Source organism: Micrococcus sp. HMSC067E09 (assembly GCF_001812555.1).
GTDB lineage: Bacteria > Actinomycetota > Actinomycetes > Actinomycetales > Micrococcaceae > Micrococcus > Micrococcus lylae.
The window spans coordinates 17,855-31,788 of sequence record NZ_KV809433.1; the positions used below are offsets into that span (position 1 = coordinate 17,855).

At 71.8% G+C, this 13,934-nt stretch carries 12 protein-coding genes; 2 read left to right on the forward strand and 10 right to left on the reverse strand.

Annotation, left to right across the window (positions count from 1 at the left end):
* Positions 1-82: 82 nt before the first annotated feature.
* The 7 genes from HMPREF2863_RS04885 to HMPREF2863_RS04915 form a co-directional block, all read right to left on the reverse strand.
* Positions 83-1,699 (reverse strand): solute symporter family protein, encoded by a 1,617-nt coding sequence (locus HMPREF2863_RS04885; RefSeq protein ID WP_070638449.1) that lies wholly within the window; start codon positions 1,697-1,699, stop codon positions 83-85.
* Positions 1,696-2,070 carry a DUF485 domain-containing protein gene (locus HMPREF2863_RS04890; RefSeq protein WP_070638451.1) on the reverse strand — a complete coding sequence of 125 codons (375 nt, stop codon included), beginning with the start codon at positions 2,068-2,070 and terminating at the stop codon, positions 1,696-1,698. Before HMPREF2863_RS04890 ends, HMPREF2863_RS04885 begins: the two co-directional genes overlap by 4 nt.
* Before the next feature lie 158 nt (positions 2,071-2,228).
* The gene (locus HMPREF2863_RS04895) at positions 2,229-3,089 is read right to left on the reverse strand and encodes an HpcH/HpaI aldolase/citrate lyase family protein (protein ID WP_067189800.1); all 861 of its coding nucleotides are present in this window, start codon (positions 3,087-3,089) and stop codon (positions 2,229-2,231) included.
* A 78-nt stretch (positions 3,090-3,167) separates the two neighbouring features.
* Positions 3,168-3,767: a MaoC family dehydratase gene (locus tag HMPREF2863_RS04900; protein WP_371327619.1), complete on the reverse strand. Its 600-nt coding sequence runs from the start codon at positions 3,765-3,767 to the stop codon at positions 3,168-3,170.
* Position 3,768: 1 nt separating this feature from the next.
* Positions 3,769-4,959, reverse strand: coding sequence for an acyl-CoA dehydrogenase family protein (locus tag HMPREF2863_RS04905; protein ID WP_070638454.1), 1,191 nt, complete (start codon positions 4,957-4,959; stop codon positions 3,769-3,771).
* A gap of 120 nt (positions 4,960-5,079) precedes the next feature.
* Positions 5,080-7,173, reverse strand: a complete 2,094-nt coding sequence (locus tag HMPREF2863_RS04910; protein ID WP_070638457.1) for an ATP-binding protein — start codon at positions 7,171-7,173, stop codon at positions 5,080-5,082.
* Entirely contained in the window at positions 7,173-8,783 is a 1,611-nt protein-coding gene (locus HMPREF2863_RS04915) for a carboxyl transferase domain-containing protein (protein ID WP_067189794.1), read from the reverse strand. The genes HMPREF2863_RS04910 and HMPREF2863_RS04915 overlap by 1 nt, the downstream gene beginning before the upstream one ends.
* Before the next feature lie 175 nt (positions 8,784-8,958).
* On the opposite strand from HMPREF2863_RS04915, the gene HMPREF2863_RS04920 reads away from it, so the two are divergent.
* Together HMPREF2863_RS04920 and HMPREF2863_RS04925 are read left to right on the forward strand one after the other, a co-directional pair.
* The gene (locus tag HMPREF2863_RS04920; RefSeq protein ID WP_067189792.1) at positions 8,959-9,591 is read left to right on the forward strand and encodes a TetR/AcrR family transcriptional regulator; all 633 of its coding nucleotides are present in this window, start codon (positions 8,959-8,961) and stop codon (positions 9,589-9,591) included.
* 74 nt (positions 9,592-9,665) lie between these two features.
* On the forward strand, positions 9,666-10,139 hold the full coding sequence (locus tag HMPREF2863_RS04925; protein WP_082739721.1) for a GNAT family N-acetyltransferase: 474 nt from the start codon (positions 9,666-9,668) through the stop codon (positions 10,137-10,139).
* A gap of 169 nt (positions 10,140-10,308) precedes the next feature.
* Here HMPREF2863_RS04925 and HMPREF2863_RS04930 read toward each other — a convergent pair whose 3' ends face one another.
* From HMPREF2863_RS04930 to pdhA, 3 genes are read right to left on the reverse strand one after another with little or no spacing between them, the layout of a single operon-like run.
* Complete coding sequence (locus tag HMPREF2863_RS04930) at positions 10,309-11,724, reverse strand: dihydrolipoamide acetyltransferase family protein (RefSeq protein WP_070638460.1); 1,416 nt, start codon at positions 11,722-11,724, stop codon at positions 10,309-10,311.
* A complete protein-coding gene (locus HMPREF2863_RS04935) occupies positions 11,721-12,791 on the reverse strand; it encodes an alpha-ketoacid dehydrogenase subunit beta (RefSeq protein WP_067189789.1) in 1,071 nt (356 codons plus the stop codon). The genes HMPREF2863_RS04930 and HMPREF2863_RS04935 overlap by 4 nt, the downstream gene beginning before the upstream one ends.
* Positions 12,788-13,915 (reverse strand): pyruvate dehydrogenase (acetyl-transferring) E1 component subunit alpha, encoded by a 1,128-nt coding sequence (pdhA, locus tag HMPREF2863_RS04940; RefSeq protein ID WP_067189787.1) that lies wholly within the window; start codon positions 13,913-13,915, stop codon positions 12,788-12,790. The genes HMPREF2863_RS04935 and pdhA overlap by 4 nt, the downstream gene beginning before the upstream one ends.
* Positions 13,916-13,934: the final 19 nt, after the last annotated feature.

Below are 13,934 nucleotides of genomic sequence, written 5' to 3' on the forward strand. Positions count from 1 at the left end.
ATCCTTCCTGGCACGACCCGCGGGGCCGGACCGTGACGGTCCGACCCCGCGGGTCGTGGCGGGCGTGGGCCCGGTCAGGCGATCAGTGGTCGACCGGCTTCTCGGCACCGACGCCGGTGAGGGAGCGGACCTCCATCTCGGCCTGCTTGGCCGGATCCTCGGTGCGCTTCTCCGTCACGGAGCCGAGCCAGCCGAGGAAGAAGGCCAGCGGAATCGAGATGATGCCCGGGTTCTTCAGCGGGAAGACCGCGAAGTCGGCACCCGGGATCATCGAGGTCTCCGAGCCGGACATCACCGGCGAGAGGACGATCAGCACCAGGGCCGTGATCAGGCCGCCGTACATGGACCACAGGGCGCCGCGGGTGGTGAAGCCCCTCCAGAACAGCGAGTACACGATGGTCGGCAGGTTCGCCGAGGCGGCCACGGCGAAGGCGAGCGCCACGAGGAAGGCGACGTTCTGCCCCTGGGCTCCGATGCCGCCGAGGATCGAGAGCACACCGATCACCAGCACGGTGCGGCGGGCGATCTTCACCTCCTTCTCCGGGCTCACATGCTCCTTGGCGATCACCGAGGAGTAGATGTCATGGGCGAAGGAGGCCGCGGCGGTGATGGTCAGACCGGCGACCACCGCAAGGATCGTTGCGAACGCCACGGCCGAGACGATGCCGAGCAGCAGGGAGCCGCCGAGCTCGAAGGCCAGCAGCGGGGCCGCGGAGTTCTGGCCGCCCGGGGCCGCGGAGATGCGCTCCGGACCGATCATGGCGGCGGCGCCGTAGCCGAGCACCAGGGTGCACAGGTAGAACAGGCCGATCAGGATGATCGCCCAGACCACGGACTTGCGGGCCTCCTTGGCGGTGGGGACCGTGTAGAAGCGCATCAGCACGTGGGGCAGGCCGGCCGTGCCGAGCACCAGCGCCAGGCCCAGGGAGACGAAGTCCAGCTGGGACACGGCCGAGGCGCCGTACTGCAGGCCCGGATCCAGGATGGCCTCGTCGCCACCATGGCCGTCCACGGCGCCGCCGAGCAGCGCGGAGAGGTTGAACCCGAACAGGGCCATGACCCAGACGGTCATGACGATCACCGAGGTGACCAGCAGGATCGCCTTGATGATCTGCACCCAGGTGGTGCCCTTCATGCCTCCGACCAGCACGTAGAGGATCATCAGCGCGCCGACGATGACGATGACCAGGGACTGGCCGAGCTTCGAGTCGATGCCCAGCAGCAGCGAGACGAGGGCGCCCGCGCCGGCCATCTGGGCCAGCAGGTAGAACAGGCAGACGGCCAGGGTGTTCAGGGACGCCGCGATGCGCACCGGGCGCTGGCGCAGGCGGAAGGAGAGCACGTCGGCCATCGTGAACTTGCCGGTGTTGCGCAGCGGCTCGGCCACGAGCAGCAGGGCGACCAGCCAGGCGACGAGGAAGCCGATGGAGTAGAGGAATCCGTCGTAGCCGTAGAGGGCGATGGCTCCCACGATGCCCAGGAAGGACGCGGCGGACAGGTAGTCGCCGGCGATCGCGGTGCCGTTCTGGGTGCCGGTGAAGGCACGTCCGCCGGCGTAGTAGTCCGCCGCGGTGGCGGTGTTCTTCGACGCCCGCAGGACGATCACGAGGGTGCCGGCGACGAAGATGCCGAAGATCAGCATGTTCACCCACGGGGTGCCGACGGTCTCGCCGGCGAGCAGGGGCATGACGGTGCTCATCGGATCTCCTCCTCACCGTGGCGGCCGTCGCCGGCCTCGGCCTCGAGCCGCTCGCGCATCGCGGCGGCGCGCGGGTCGAGCTTCTTGTTGGCGAACTGCACGTAGGCCGCGGTGATGGCGAACGTGCTGACGAACTGAAGCAGGCCCAGGACCAGTCCCAGGTTGATGTTGCCGATCAGGCGGATGGACATGACGTCGTGGAAGAAGGCGCCGAGCACCACGAAGAGGACGTACCAGACCAGGAAGGCCACGGTCATCGGCCAGACGAAGCTGCGGTGCGTGCGGCGCAGCTCGCCGAACTCCTCTGAACTCTGGGCGGCACGGAACTGGGCCGGCGTGGGGGCGGACGCTGCGGTGTCAGGTGGGGCCATGAGGGTGCTCCTCCAAAGGTGTGCGAGCCTCCGGTTCATGTGACCCGGATCACGGTCATCCTGAAATACCCCATTTCCCGAGTCAAGAATATGTATTCATGTGACGCCGTCGTGACGTGCCCCACCCTCACGGCACCCACCAGGGGCGTTGCCGGGCCTCAGCGGCCGGCGCGGGCCAGCGTGATACGGGCCTGGGCGAGGACGACCTCGTCCACCATGCCGCCGTCGAACGCGAAGGCGCCCGGGTGGTTCCGCGCCTCGGCGAGGATCGCCTCGGCACGGGCGACCTGCTCGTGAGTGGGACGGTAGCCCTGGCGGACGACGGCCACCTGGTTCGGGTGCAGGCACACGGTGGCGCGGCAGCCGACGGCCACGGCGTCCTCGACCTCGGCGGCCAGGCCGTCCGGGTCCTTGAGGTTCAGGTAGACCGCGTCCCAGGCGGCGGCGCCGTGCGCGGCCGCGGCCAGCAACACGGTGGAGCGGGCGTGGGCCACCGTCTGACGGTAGGCGCCGTCCACGGTGCGGGAGGACGTGCCTCCCATGGAGGCCACAAGGTCCTCGGCTCCCCACATCAGGGCGGTCACGTGCGGGTGTGCGGCCAGCTCGGCGGCGGCGAGCACGCCCCGGGCGGTCTCACAGAGGGCCACCACCCGGGTGTCCTCCCCCAGCGCCTCCACCAGACGGTCCACCTGGGCGGCGGACTCGGCCTTGGCGAGCATGAGGGTCCGCCAGCCGGTCTCCTTCAGCATGGCCACGTCCGCGGCGTGGTCCTCGGTGTCCACCGGGTTCACGCGGACCACCACGCGGTCCGCGTCGATGCCCTGGGACGCCCGCTCGGTCCACGCTGCGGCCACGGCCTCGCGGGCGGCGGGACGGTCCGCCGCGGTGACGGCGTCCTCGAGGTCCAGGATCACCGCGTCCGCGCGATCCAGGGCCTTGGCGTACCGCTCCGGGCGGTCCGCCGGGGTGAACATGACGGCCGGGCCCAGGGTGCAGGCCTTCGCGGCGATCTCGGTCATCGGTCTGCTCCTTCGCAGAGGTCGGTGGGAGGGCAGGAGGCGGGGCGCCGCCCGGCTTCCGGGCGGCGCCCCGTGCGCTCAGGCGTCGGACTCGGTGGCGCAGTGCGCCTGCCGTGTCCACATCAGGCAGGTGCGCTGGGCCTTGGCCACGACCGTGCCGTCCTGGTTCGTCCCCTCGAGGTCGAAGGTCACGATCCGCTGTCCGGGACGCGAGGAGGACTCGCGGATCGCCGTCACGGTGGAGCGGGCGTACAGGGTGTCCCCGGGGAAGACCGGGTGCGGGAAGGAGATCTCCCCCAGCCCCAGCTGCGCCACGAGCGTTCCCTGCGTGGTCTGCCCCACGGACAGGCCGATCAGCGTGGACAGCGTCAGCATCGAGTTCATCAGCGGCTTGCCGAACGGCTGCGACTGCGCGAACGCGTGGTCCAGGTGCAGCGCCTGCGGGTTCATGGTCAGCGTGGTGAACAGGACGTTGTCCGCCTCGGTGAGCGTGCGGCCCGGACGGTGCAGGTACACCTGGCCGACCGCCATCTCGTCCGCGTAGCGGCCACGCTGCTCGATCACCTCGGGCCCGGCCGGGGCGCTCCCGGCGCCCCGGGCGCCCTCAGTGCCCTCCGCCGTGGGCGAGGGGTCCTCGGCAGCCGGGCGGCCGTCGTCGTGCTTCATCTGCTCGGCCACGTCAGAGGCCCAGCTCGCGGGCGATCAGCATCAGCTGCACCTCGGTGGTGCCCTCGCCGACCTCGAGGATCTTCGAGTCTCGGTAGTGGCGGGCCACCAGGGACTCGTTCATGAAGCCGTAGCCGCCGAACACCTGGGTCGCGTCGCGGGCGTTGTCCATGGCGGCCTCGCCGGCGATCAGCTTGGCCATGGCGGCCTCGGTCTTGAACGGCTTGCCGGCCAGCATCTTCTGCGCGGCCTCGTAGTAGGCCAGGCGGGCGGCGTGGGCGCGGGCCTGCATGCGGGCGATCTTGAAGGACACGGCCTGGTAGGAGCCGATGTTCCGGCCGAAGGCGGTGCGGGTCTTCGCATACGCGATGGACTCGTCCACACATCCCTGGGCGGCGCCGGTGGCGAGCGCGGCGATGGCGATGCGGCCCTCATCCAGGATGGACAGGAAGTTCGCGAAACCGCGGCCGCGGGTGCCCAGCAGGTTCTCCTCCGGCACGACGGCGTCGGAGAAGTGCAGCGGGTGGGTGTCCGAGGAGTTCCAGCCGACCTTGTTGTAGGCCTTGGCCGCGGTGAAGCCCTCGGTGTCCGACGGGACGATGATCGTGGAGATCTCCTTGACCGGCTTGCCGTCCGGGCCGGTCTTGCCCTCGACGGTGCCGGTGACGGCGGTGACGGTCACCAGCGAGGTGATGTCGGTGCCGGAGTTGGTGATGAACTCCTTGGCGCCGTTGATGCGCCAGCTGCCGTCCTCCAGCTTCGCGGTGGTCTGGGTGCCGCCCGCGTCCGAGCCGGCGTTCGGCTCGGTGAGGCCGAAGCCGGCCAGGCGCTTGCCGGCCACGAGGTCCGGCAGCCACGTCTGCTTCTGCTCGTCGGTGCCGAACTTGTACAGCGGCATGGCACCGAGGGACACGCCGGCCTCGAGGGTGATGGCCACGGACTGGTTCACGCGGCCGAGCTGCTCGAGCGCGAGGGCCAGGGCGAAGTAGTCGCCGCCCATGCCGCCGTACTCCTCGGAGAACGGCAGGCCGAACAGGCCCATCTCGCCCATCTGGGCGACGATCTCGTACGGGAACTCGTGCTTCTCGTCGAGCTCGGCGGAGACCGGGGCGACGACCTCGTCCGCGAACTCGCGGACGGTGTCGGAGAGGGCCTGGTAGTCCTCGTCCAGGGCGGGCAGGGTGCGATGGTTCGGGCTGGCCATGGGGCTGCTCCTTGTTCTTCTCGTCCGTGCGGCGCCGGGGCGCCGGGTCGGTCTGGTCGATGGGGTGTGCTGGTGGCAGGACGGTCCGCGACGGCGGGGCCGCGGACCGTCCCGGTCGGGTCAGGCGTCCTGGGCCGGGGCCTCGGCGGCGTCCGGCTCGACGGTGGCCACGAGGCCCTGGGCCGGGACGGAGTCGCCCTGGGACACGTGGACGGTCACGGTGCCGGCGAGAGCAGCGGTGATGGGGTGCTCCATCTTCATGGCCTCGACGTCAGCCAGGTGCGCACCGGCCTCCACGCGGTCGCCGGTGGCCACGTGCACGGCCACCACGGTGCCCGGCATCGGGGTCCGGGCCTCCGGGGAGCCGGCGCCCCCCGGGACGAGGCGGGCGGCCGCGGCGGAGCGGGCGGACTCGAGGCGCTCGGCGCGGGTCTGGCGGTGGACTCGCCAGGTGAACCCGTCACGGCGGACCCAGGCGGTGCGCGGGTCGGCCGGGTGCACCAGGATCTCCGCGGCGTCCACGGCCGGCTCCGGGGCGTCCGTGGCCGCGCCGTGCTCGTCCGCCTCCTCGGCGACGACGGGCACCGGGCTGATGCTGTGGCGGACGCCGTCGACCTCGACGGACAGGGTCGGGGCCGGGGCGCCGACGGAGCGCCAGGCGTCGCCCGCGGCCCAGGCGCCGTGGCCGCCGCGGGGACGGGCGAAGGTCTGCCTCGCCGCGCCCTCGTGGGCGGTGTCCACGTCCACCTCGGCGAGCGCGCCGGCCGCGGCGGCGAGGGTGTCCGCGTCCAGCTCGGGGGCGGACCACTCGTCCATGCCGTCGATCATCGTGGTGGTCAGGCGGCCCTGCCGCACCTCGGGCAGTGCCGCCAGGTGGCGCAGCCAGGCGAGGTTGGAGGTGACGCCGGTGAGGACGGTGTCCTTCAGGGCCGCGTCGAGGCGCTCCATGGCCTCGGCACGGTCGGCGCCGCGGGTGATGACCTTGGCGATCATCGGGTCGTAGAAGCCGGTGACCTCGGGCTGGGAGTCCGGGTCCTCCACATGCATCAGGGAGTCCACGCGGACGCCCTCGCCCTGCGGGGCCACGAAGGTGAGCACCTGCCCGGTGGACGGCAGGAAGCCGTTCGCCGGGTCCTCTGCGTAGACGCGGGCCTCGACGGCCGCGCCCTCGACGGTCACGTCCTCCTGGACGAAGCCGAGCGGCTCGCCGGCGGCGACGCGGACCTGCAGCTCGACGAAGTCCTGCTGCTCGCCACGGACCCGGACGACCTCCTCGGAGACCGGGTGCTCCACCTGGAGGCGGGTGTTCATCTCCATGAAGAAGAACTCGTCCGGGTTGTCGTCCGAGACGAGGAACTCGACGGTGCCGGCGCCCACGTAGCCGACGGAGGTGGCGGCCTGCACGGCGGCGTCACCGAGGCGGGCGCGCAGGGCCTCGCCGTCTGCGTGGGCGGTGAGCAGCGGGGCCGGTGCCTCCTCGATGACCTTCTGATGGCGGCGCTGCAGGGAGCACTCGCGCTCGGCCAGATGCACGGTGGTGCCGAGCGAGTCCGCGAAGACCTGCACCTCGATGTGACGTGGGGAGGTGATGAGGCGCTCGAGCAGCAGGGTGTCGTCGCCGAACGCGTTGGACGCGGTGCGGCGGGCCGAGGCCAGGGCGCCGGGCAGCTCGTCCTTGGAGTGGACGGCGAACATGCCCTTGCCGCCACCGCCGGCGGACGGCTTGATCAGCAGCGGGAAACCGACCTCGTCCACCCGGGCGATGATCTGCTCGTCGGTGAGGGCCGGGTCCGCGATGCCCGGGACCACGGGCACCCCGTAGGCGGAGACGGTCTCCTTGGCGCGGATCTTGTCCGCCATGGCGTCCAGGGAGGACACCGGCGGGCCGATGAAGACCACGCCGGCGGCATCGAGGGCACGGGCGAAGTCCGCGTTCTCGGAGAGGAAGCCGTAGCCGGGGTGGACGGCCTGGGCGCCGGTGGCCCTGCACGCCGCCACCACGGCGTCGATGTCCAGGTAGGACTCGCGGGCCGGGGCGGGGCCGAGCCGCACGGCCTCGTCCGCCAGGCGCACGTGGGCGGCGTCCGCGTCCGCATCCGAGTAGACGGCGACGGCACGGATGCCCAGGCGCTGCAGGGTGGTGATGACGCGGACCGCGATCTCGCCGCGGTTGGCCACCAGGACGGTGTCGAAGAGCTTCTCGGACACGGGCATCACATCCTGAACAGGCCGAACTGGGTGTCCGGCAGGGGCTGGCGGGAGACGACGTCGAGGGCCATGGCCAGCACGCGGCGGGTCTGGCCCGGGGTGATGATGCCGTCGTCCCACAGGCGGGCGGTGGAGTACAGGGGGTTGCCCTGGTCCTCGTACTGGGCGCGGATGGGGGCGGCGAAGGCCTCGGACTCCTCGGCGCTCATCAGCTCCTCCCCGGCCTTCTCGCGGGCGTCCTGCTTGATCTGGGTGAGCACGGAGGCCGCCTGGGTGCCGCCCATGACGGAGATGCGGGCGTTCGGCCACATCCACAGGAAGCGCGGCGAGTAGGCGCGGCCGCACATCGCGTAGTTGCCGGCACCGAAGGAGCCGCCGATCACCACGGTCAGCTTGGGCACCCGGCAGGTGGACACGGCGGTGACCATCTTGGCGCCGTCGCGGGCGATGCCGCCGGCCTCCGCGTCCCGGCCGACCATGAAGCCGGAGATGTTCTGCAGGAACAGCAGCGGCACGCCGCGCTGGTCGCAGAGCTCCACGAAGTGCGCGCCCTTGCGGGCGGACTCGCCGAAGAGGATGCCGTTGTTCGCCACGATGCCCACCGGGTGACCGTCGATCCGGGCGAAGCCGGTGACCAGAGTGGTGCCGTAGCCGGCCTTGAACTCGTGGAACTCGGAGCCGTCCACGATCCGTGCGATGACCTCGTGCACGTCATAGGCCGCGTTGACGTCCACGGGGACGACGCCGGTGAGCTGCTCCGGGTCCACGGCGGGCTCGACAGGGTCCACCACGGTCCAGGCCGGCTCGTTCGGGCGGGGCAGGGTCGCCACGATGTCCCGGAGGATCTGCATCGCGTGGGTGTCGTCGTCCGCCAGGTGGTCGGCCACGCCGGAGACCTCGGCGTGCAGCCGGCCGCCGCCGAGCTCCTCGGCGGTGACGTCCTCGCCGATCGCGGCCTTCACCAGCGGCGGGCCGCCGAGGAAGATCGTGCCCTGGTTGCGGACGATCACGGTCTCGTCGCACATGGCCGGCACATAGGCGCCGCCGGCAGTGGAGGAACCGCACACCGCAGCGATCTGCGGGATGCCCTTCGAGGACAGCAGCGCCTGGTTGCGGAAGATGCGGCCGAAGTGCTCGCGGTCCGGGAAGACCTCGTCCTGACGGGGCAGGAAGGCGCCGCCGGAGTCCACCAGGTACACGCAGGGCAGCGCGTTCTCGAGGGCGATCTCCTGGGCGCGCAGGTGCTTCTTCACGGTCATCGGGTAGTACGTGCCGCCCTTGACGGTGGCGTCGTTGGCGACGACCATCACGGTCCGGCCGTGCACCAGGCCGATGCCGGCGACCATGCCGGCCCCCGGGGAGTCGCCGTCGTACATGCCGTGGGCGGCCAGCGCCCCGACCTCCATGAACGGCGAGCCCTCGTCCAGCAGCAGGTCCACGCGCTCGCGGGGCAGCAGCTTGCCGCGGGAGACGTGGCGCTGACGGGACTTCTCGCTGCCGCCGAGGGCCGTGCGCGCGACGATCTCGCGCAGGCTCTTCTCGAGCTCGGCGTGACCGGCCACGTTGTCCGCGAACTCCGCGGACTCGGGGACGGCGCGCGTGGACAGGACGGACATGCCCGACCTCCAACTCAGTGAATTGCGATTAACTGGAAGACCAGGGTCGAGTCTACTGTCCCGATGCCCATGTCGTCCACATCACAGCATGCCGGGCGCCGGGCCCGTGAGGACCGCCGGACCGCCCGACCGTCGCCCGCCGGGCCGCGCCGACGTGCCCGTTACGATGGTCCGCATGCCCACGCCCCGCAGCTCCAGCGTCGCCGAGCCCGTCACCGCCCGGGAGGCGGCCAAGGCCCAGCGACGCCAGGACCTGCTCGACGCCGCCGCGAGGCTCTTCGCCGAGCGCGGCTTCGAGTCCGTCCGCCTGGAGGACATCGGCGCGGCCTGCGGCATCTCCGGCCCGGGCATCTACCGCCACTTCCGCGGCAAGGCCGCCGTGCTGACGCAGATCCTGGAGAGCGCCTCCCACGGCCTGCTGGACGGAGGCCGCGCCGCCGTGGCCGGCCGCCGCCCCGGCGAGCACGCCCTCGAGGCGCTCGTCGAGTTCCACACGGACTTCGCCCTGCACCGCCGTGACGTCATCCGCGTCCAGGACAGGGACCTCGGCTCGGTGCCGGACGAGGAGCGCCAGGACCTGATCCGCGTGCAGCGCGCGTACATCGACCTCTGGGCGGAGCACATCGGCGTCCTCCACCCGGACGAGGACGAGGCCGCCGCCGTCTTCCGCGCCCAGGCCGTCTTCGGCCTGCTCAACTCCACCCCGCGCTCTGTGCGCCGCTCCCCCGCGGACCGCCGCACCCGCCGCCCGGCCCTGATCGCCATGGCCTGGGGCGCCCTGCGCGCCCGGTCCGCGGTGGTAGCGTGATCAGCACCCGCCGCACCCGTCCGTGCCGACGGACGGCGACCGCAGACCGCACCGTGACAGAGAGGTCCACCGCCGTGTCGCTCCGAGATGTCCGCCCCGAGGACCTGGACGAGTTCTTCGCCCACCAGCAGGACGACGAGGCCAACGTGATGTCCGCGTTCGCCCCGCGCAATCCGAAGGATCGGGGCGTGTTCGACTACCACTGGGACCACCTGCTGAACGACGAGAAGACGCAGGTGAAGACCATCCAGGACGAACAGGGCCGCGCCGCCGGAGCCCTCGTCTGCTCCCGCGAGGACGGCATCCCGGAGCTGTCCTTCTGGACCGCCCGCGAATACTGGGGCCGAGGCCTCACCACCGCGGCCGTGGACGAGTTCCTCGCCGACTTCGCAGAGCGCCCGGTCCGCGCCCACGTGCCCACGGACAACGTCGGCTCCCAGAAGGTCCTGAAGCGCCGCGGCTTCGAGGTCGTCGGCCAGGAGAAGGTCTTCTCCAACGCCCGCGCCGAAATCGTCACCGAGGAGATCCTCGAGCTCACCGGAGAGTGAGCCCCGCCCTCCGACCCCGGTGAGGCGGGAGCGCGGGGCGGGCGGCCGTCGTCGTGCTTTTCCTCCCCGACCCTGGCGGGCCGGAACGGACACGGAAGGGCCCCGGAACCACACGGTTCCGGGGCCCTTCGCTCTGACGGTGCGCGGGATGGAGCGCAGTCGGTGCGGGTCAGACCATGGCGAGGGTCATGCCCGGGCGGCGCAGCATGGCGCCGACGTCCGCGAGGAAACGGGAGCCCTGCTCGCCGTCCACGAAGCGGTGGTCGAAGGACAGGGAGAGCGTCATGACGTCGCGCAGGGCGATCTCGCCCTTGTGCTCCCACGGCATCTTCCGGACCTGGCCGAGGGCGAGGATCGCGCCCTCACCCGGGTTGATGATCGGGGTGCCGGCGTCCACGCCGAACACGCCCACATTGGTCAGGGTGAAGGTGCCGCCGGTCAGCTCGGCCGGCGCCAGCGTGCCCTCTCGGGCCTTGTCCGTGAGGTCGCGGATCGCATCGGCCAGGCCGCGCAGGTCCATGGCCTGGGCATCCTTGACGTTCGGGACCATGAGCCCGCGCGGGGTGGCCGCGGCGAAGCCCAGGTTCACGAAGTTCTGCTGCACGATGGCGCCGGCCGCCTCGTCCCAGCGGGCATTGACGTCCGGGGTGCGCTCCATGCAGAGCACACAGGCGCGGGCGGTGAGGGTCATCGGGGTGAGCTTCACGTCGCGGAACTCGCGGGAGGCCTTGAGCTCGGCGAGTAGCTCCATGGTCTCGGTGACGTCCACCTGCAGGAATTCGGTCACGTGCGGGGCCGTGAACGCGGAGTTCACCATCGCCGCGGCGGTGGCCTTGCGGACACCCTTGACCGGGACGGACACCTCGCGCTCGCGACCGCCGAGGGTGCGCACGGCTCCGGCCGCTGCGCCCACGGCGGCAGCGGCGGCCGGTGCGGCGGCGGACGCGGGGCCTGCCGGGCCGGCAGCGGAGCCGCCGTTGATGGCCGCCTCGACGTCGGCACGGGTGATCACGCCGTGGGCGCCGGTGCCGGTCACAGTCTCCAGGTCCACGCCGTTCTGCTTGGCGTACAGGCGCACCGGCGGAGTGGAGCGCGGACGCTCGCCGGAGCCGGAGGCAGCGGCCGGGGCTGCGGGCGCCGTGGCCGGGGCCTCGGTCGGAGCGGCCGGGGCCGAGGCTGTGGCGGCGGCCGAAGCGGCCTGTCCGACTCCACGACGGGCACGGCGGGCCGGGCGACCCTTCTCCGCGGCGGCGCCGTAGCCCACGAGGGTGGGGACGCGGCCGTCACCGGAGCCGGACTCCTCGGCGCCGTCGGAGGCGGGGGCGTCGTCGCCGCCGTCGTCGCCGCCGAGGTCGAAGGTCACCACCGGGGCGCCCACGTCCACCGTGTCGCCCTCCTCGGCGTGCAGCGCGGCGATGGTGCCGGCATAGGGGCTGGAGAGCTCGACGACGGCCTTGGCGGTCTCGACGTCGGCCAGCACCTGGTTCACCTCGACCGCGTCACCGACGGAGACGCGCCACGAGGTGATGTCGGACTCGGTGAGGCCCTCGCCCAGGTCGGGGAGCGTGAAGATCTTCTTCGTCATCGGGTTCCCTCCTGCTGGGCCTGGGCGGCCAGGAAGTCGGCGGCGGTCTCGGGGGCGGCGAACATGTCCACGGAGTCGAGCGAGTGGGGTCGGCCCATGGCACGGTCCACGCCGTCGAGGATGCGGTCCAGGTCCGGCAGGTGGTAGTCCTCCAGCTTCGCAGCCGGGTACGGGATGTCGAAGCCGGTCACGCGCACCGGCGGGGACTCCAGCCAGTGGAAGGAGCGCTCGGTGACGGTGGCGACGAGCTCGGCGCCGACGCCGCCGGAGCGGCCGGCCTCGTGGGTCACGACCAGACGGCCGGTGCGGCGCACGGACGACTCCACCAGGCCGGAGTCCATCGGGGCGATCGAGCGCAGGTCGATCACCTCGATCTCGATGCCCTCCTCCGCGGCCACCTCGGCGGCCTGCAGGGCGGTCTTGACCAGCGGGCCGTAGGCCACCAGGGTGACGTCCTTGCCCTCGCGCACGATCTTGGCCGGGGCCATCGGCGGGATCTCGGCGTCCAGGTCGACCTCGCCCTTGTCGTGGTAGCGGCGCTTCGGCTCGAGGTAGACGACCGGGTCGTCCGAGGCGATGGCGGCGCGGAGCAGGTCGTAGCCCTCCTGCGGGGTGGACGGCGAGACCACGCGCAGGCCGGCGGTGTGCATGAAGTAGGCCTCGGGCGACTCCGAGTGGTGCTCCGGGGAGCCGATGCCGCCGCCGAACGGGATGCGGATGGTGACCGGCAGCTGCACGTTGCCGGCGGTGCGGGCACGCATCTTCGCCAGGTTCGACACGATCTGGTCGAAGGCCGGGTACACGAAGCCGTCGAACTGGATCTCCACGACAGGGCGGTAGCCGCGGTAGGCCAGGCCCAGCGCAGTGCCCATGATGCCGGACTCGGCGAGCGGGGTGTCCATGACGCGCTGGGCCCCGAACTCGTCGATCAGGCCGTCGGTGATGCGGAAGACGCCGCCGAGGGTGCCGATGTCCTCGCCCATCAGGACGACCTTCGGGTCGTCCGTCATCGCGCGGTGCATGGCCCGGTTGATCGCCTTGCCGAAGGTCATCTTCTCGGTGCTCATGCCTGGCCCTCCTCATCGAACATGGCGTGGTACAGCGCGGACTCCCGGCGCTGGCGGGCGAGCTCCTGGTGCGGCTCGGCGTAGACCTCGGTGAACAGGGCGTCTGGGCCGGCCTCCTCGAGAACCTCCAGAGCGGCGCGGACGTCCGCGGCGAGAGCGTCGGCCTCCTTCGTCGCCTCGGCCTCCAGGGCATCCATGTCCACGCCGTTGGCCCGCAGGTGGGCGGCCACGCGGTCGATCGGGTCCTTGGCCTTCCAGGACTCGACCTCCTCGTCCGAGCGGTAGCGGGTCGGGTCGTCCGCGGTGGTGTGCGGGCCCATGCGGTAGGTGACGGCCTCGATGAAGGTCGGGCCGCCGCCGTTCGCCGCGCGCTCCACGGCACGGCGGGTCGCGGCCAGCACGGCGAGCACGTCGTTGCCGTCCACCCGCAGGGACGGGACGCCGAAGCCCCACGGGCGGTCGGCCAGGTGCCGCGGCGACTGCAGCGTCACCGGCTCGGAGATGGCCCAGTGGTTGTTCTGGCAGAAGAAGACGACCGGCGCCTTGTAGGTGGCGGCGAACACCATGGCCTCGTTGACGTCGCCCTGGGAGGTCGCGCCGTCGCCGAAGTAGACGATGGTGGCGGACTTGTCCCCGTCCATGGCGGCACCCATGGCGTAGCCGGTGGCGTGCAGAGCCTGCGCGCCGATGATGATCTGCTGGGCGGCCACCTTGTGGGCCTTCGGGTCCCAGCCGGAGAAGGTGGAGCCGCGCCACAGGCGGATGAGTCCGAGGGCGTCCACGCCGCGGAGCAGGGCGACGCCGTTCTCCCGGTACGACGGGAAGACGAAGTCGTCCTCGCGCAGCGCTGCGGCCGAGCCGGCCTGCGCGGCCTCCTGGCCGAGAAGCGGCGGCCACAGGGCCAGCTGCCCCTGGCGCTGCAGGTGGGTGGCCTCGGTGTCGAGGCGGCGGATCAGGACCATGTCCCGGTACAGCTGGGAGAGGGCGTCGTCGTCGACGTCCTCCAGCCACGGGTCCAACTCGGGCTCGGCGCTGCGCACGCCCTGGGCGTCCAGCACCTGCAGGTACTCGCGGTGCTCTGACTGCGGGATGTCCGCCTCAGCGGGGAGATCGACTTGCGTCATGTCCTCAACTCTCGTGACC

Coding starts and splice junctions, on each gene's coding strand:
- HMPREF2863_RS04935 (WP_067189789.1), bottom strand. CDS start 12,791: ATGAGCACCGAGAAGATGACCTTCGGCAAGGCGATCAACCGGGCCATG.
- HMPREF2863_RS04885 (WP_070638449.1), bottom strand. CDS start 1,699: ATGAGCACCGTCATGCCCCTGCTCGCCGGCGAGACCGTCGGCACCCCG.
- HMPREF2863_RS04930 (WP_070638460.1), bottom strand. CDS start 11,724: ATGACGAAGAAGATCTTCACGCTCCCCGACCTGGGCGAGGGCCTCACC.
- HMPREF2863_RS04920 (WP_067189792.1), top strand. CDS start 8,959: ATGCCCACGCCCCGCAGCTCCAGCGTCGCCGAGCCCGTCACCGCCCGG.
- HMPREF2863_RS04895 (WP_067189800.1), bottom strand. CDS start 3,089: ATGACCGAGATCGCCGCGAAGGCCTGCACCCTGGGCCCGGCCGTCATG.
- HMPREF2863_RS04915 (WP_067189794.1), bottom strand. CDS start 8,783: ATGTCCGTCCTGTCCACGCGCGCCGTCCCCGAGTCCGCGGAGTTCGCG.
- HMPREF2863_RS04910 (WP_070638457.1), bottom strand. CDS start 7,173: ATGCCCGTGTCCGAGAAGCTCTTCGACACCGTCCTGGTGGCCAACCGC.
- HMPREF2863_RS04890 (WP_070638451.1), bottom strand. CDS start 2,070: ATGGCCCCACCTGACACCGCAGCGTCCGCCCCCACGCCGGCCCAGTTC.
- HMPREF2863_RS04905 (WP_070638454.1), bottom strand. CDS start 4,959: ATGGCCAGCCCGAACCATCGCACCCTGCCCGCCCTGGACGAGGACTAC.
- pdhA (WP_067189787.1), bottom strand. CDS start 13,915: ATGACGCAAGTCGATCTCCCCGCTGAGGCGGACATCCCGCAGTCAGAG.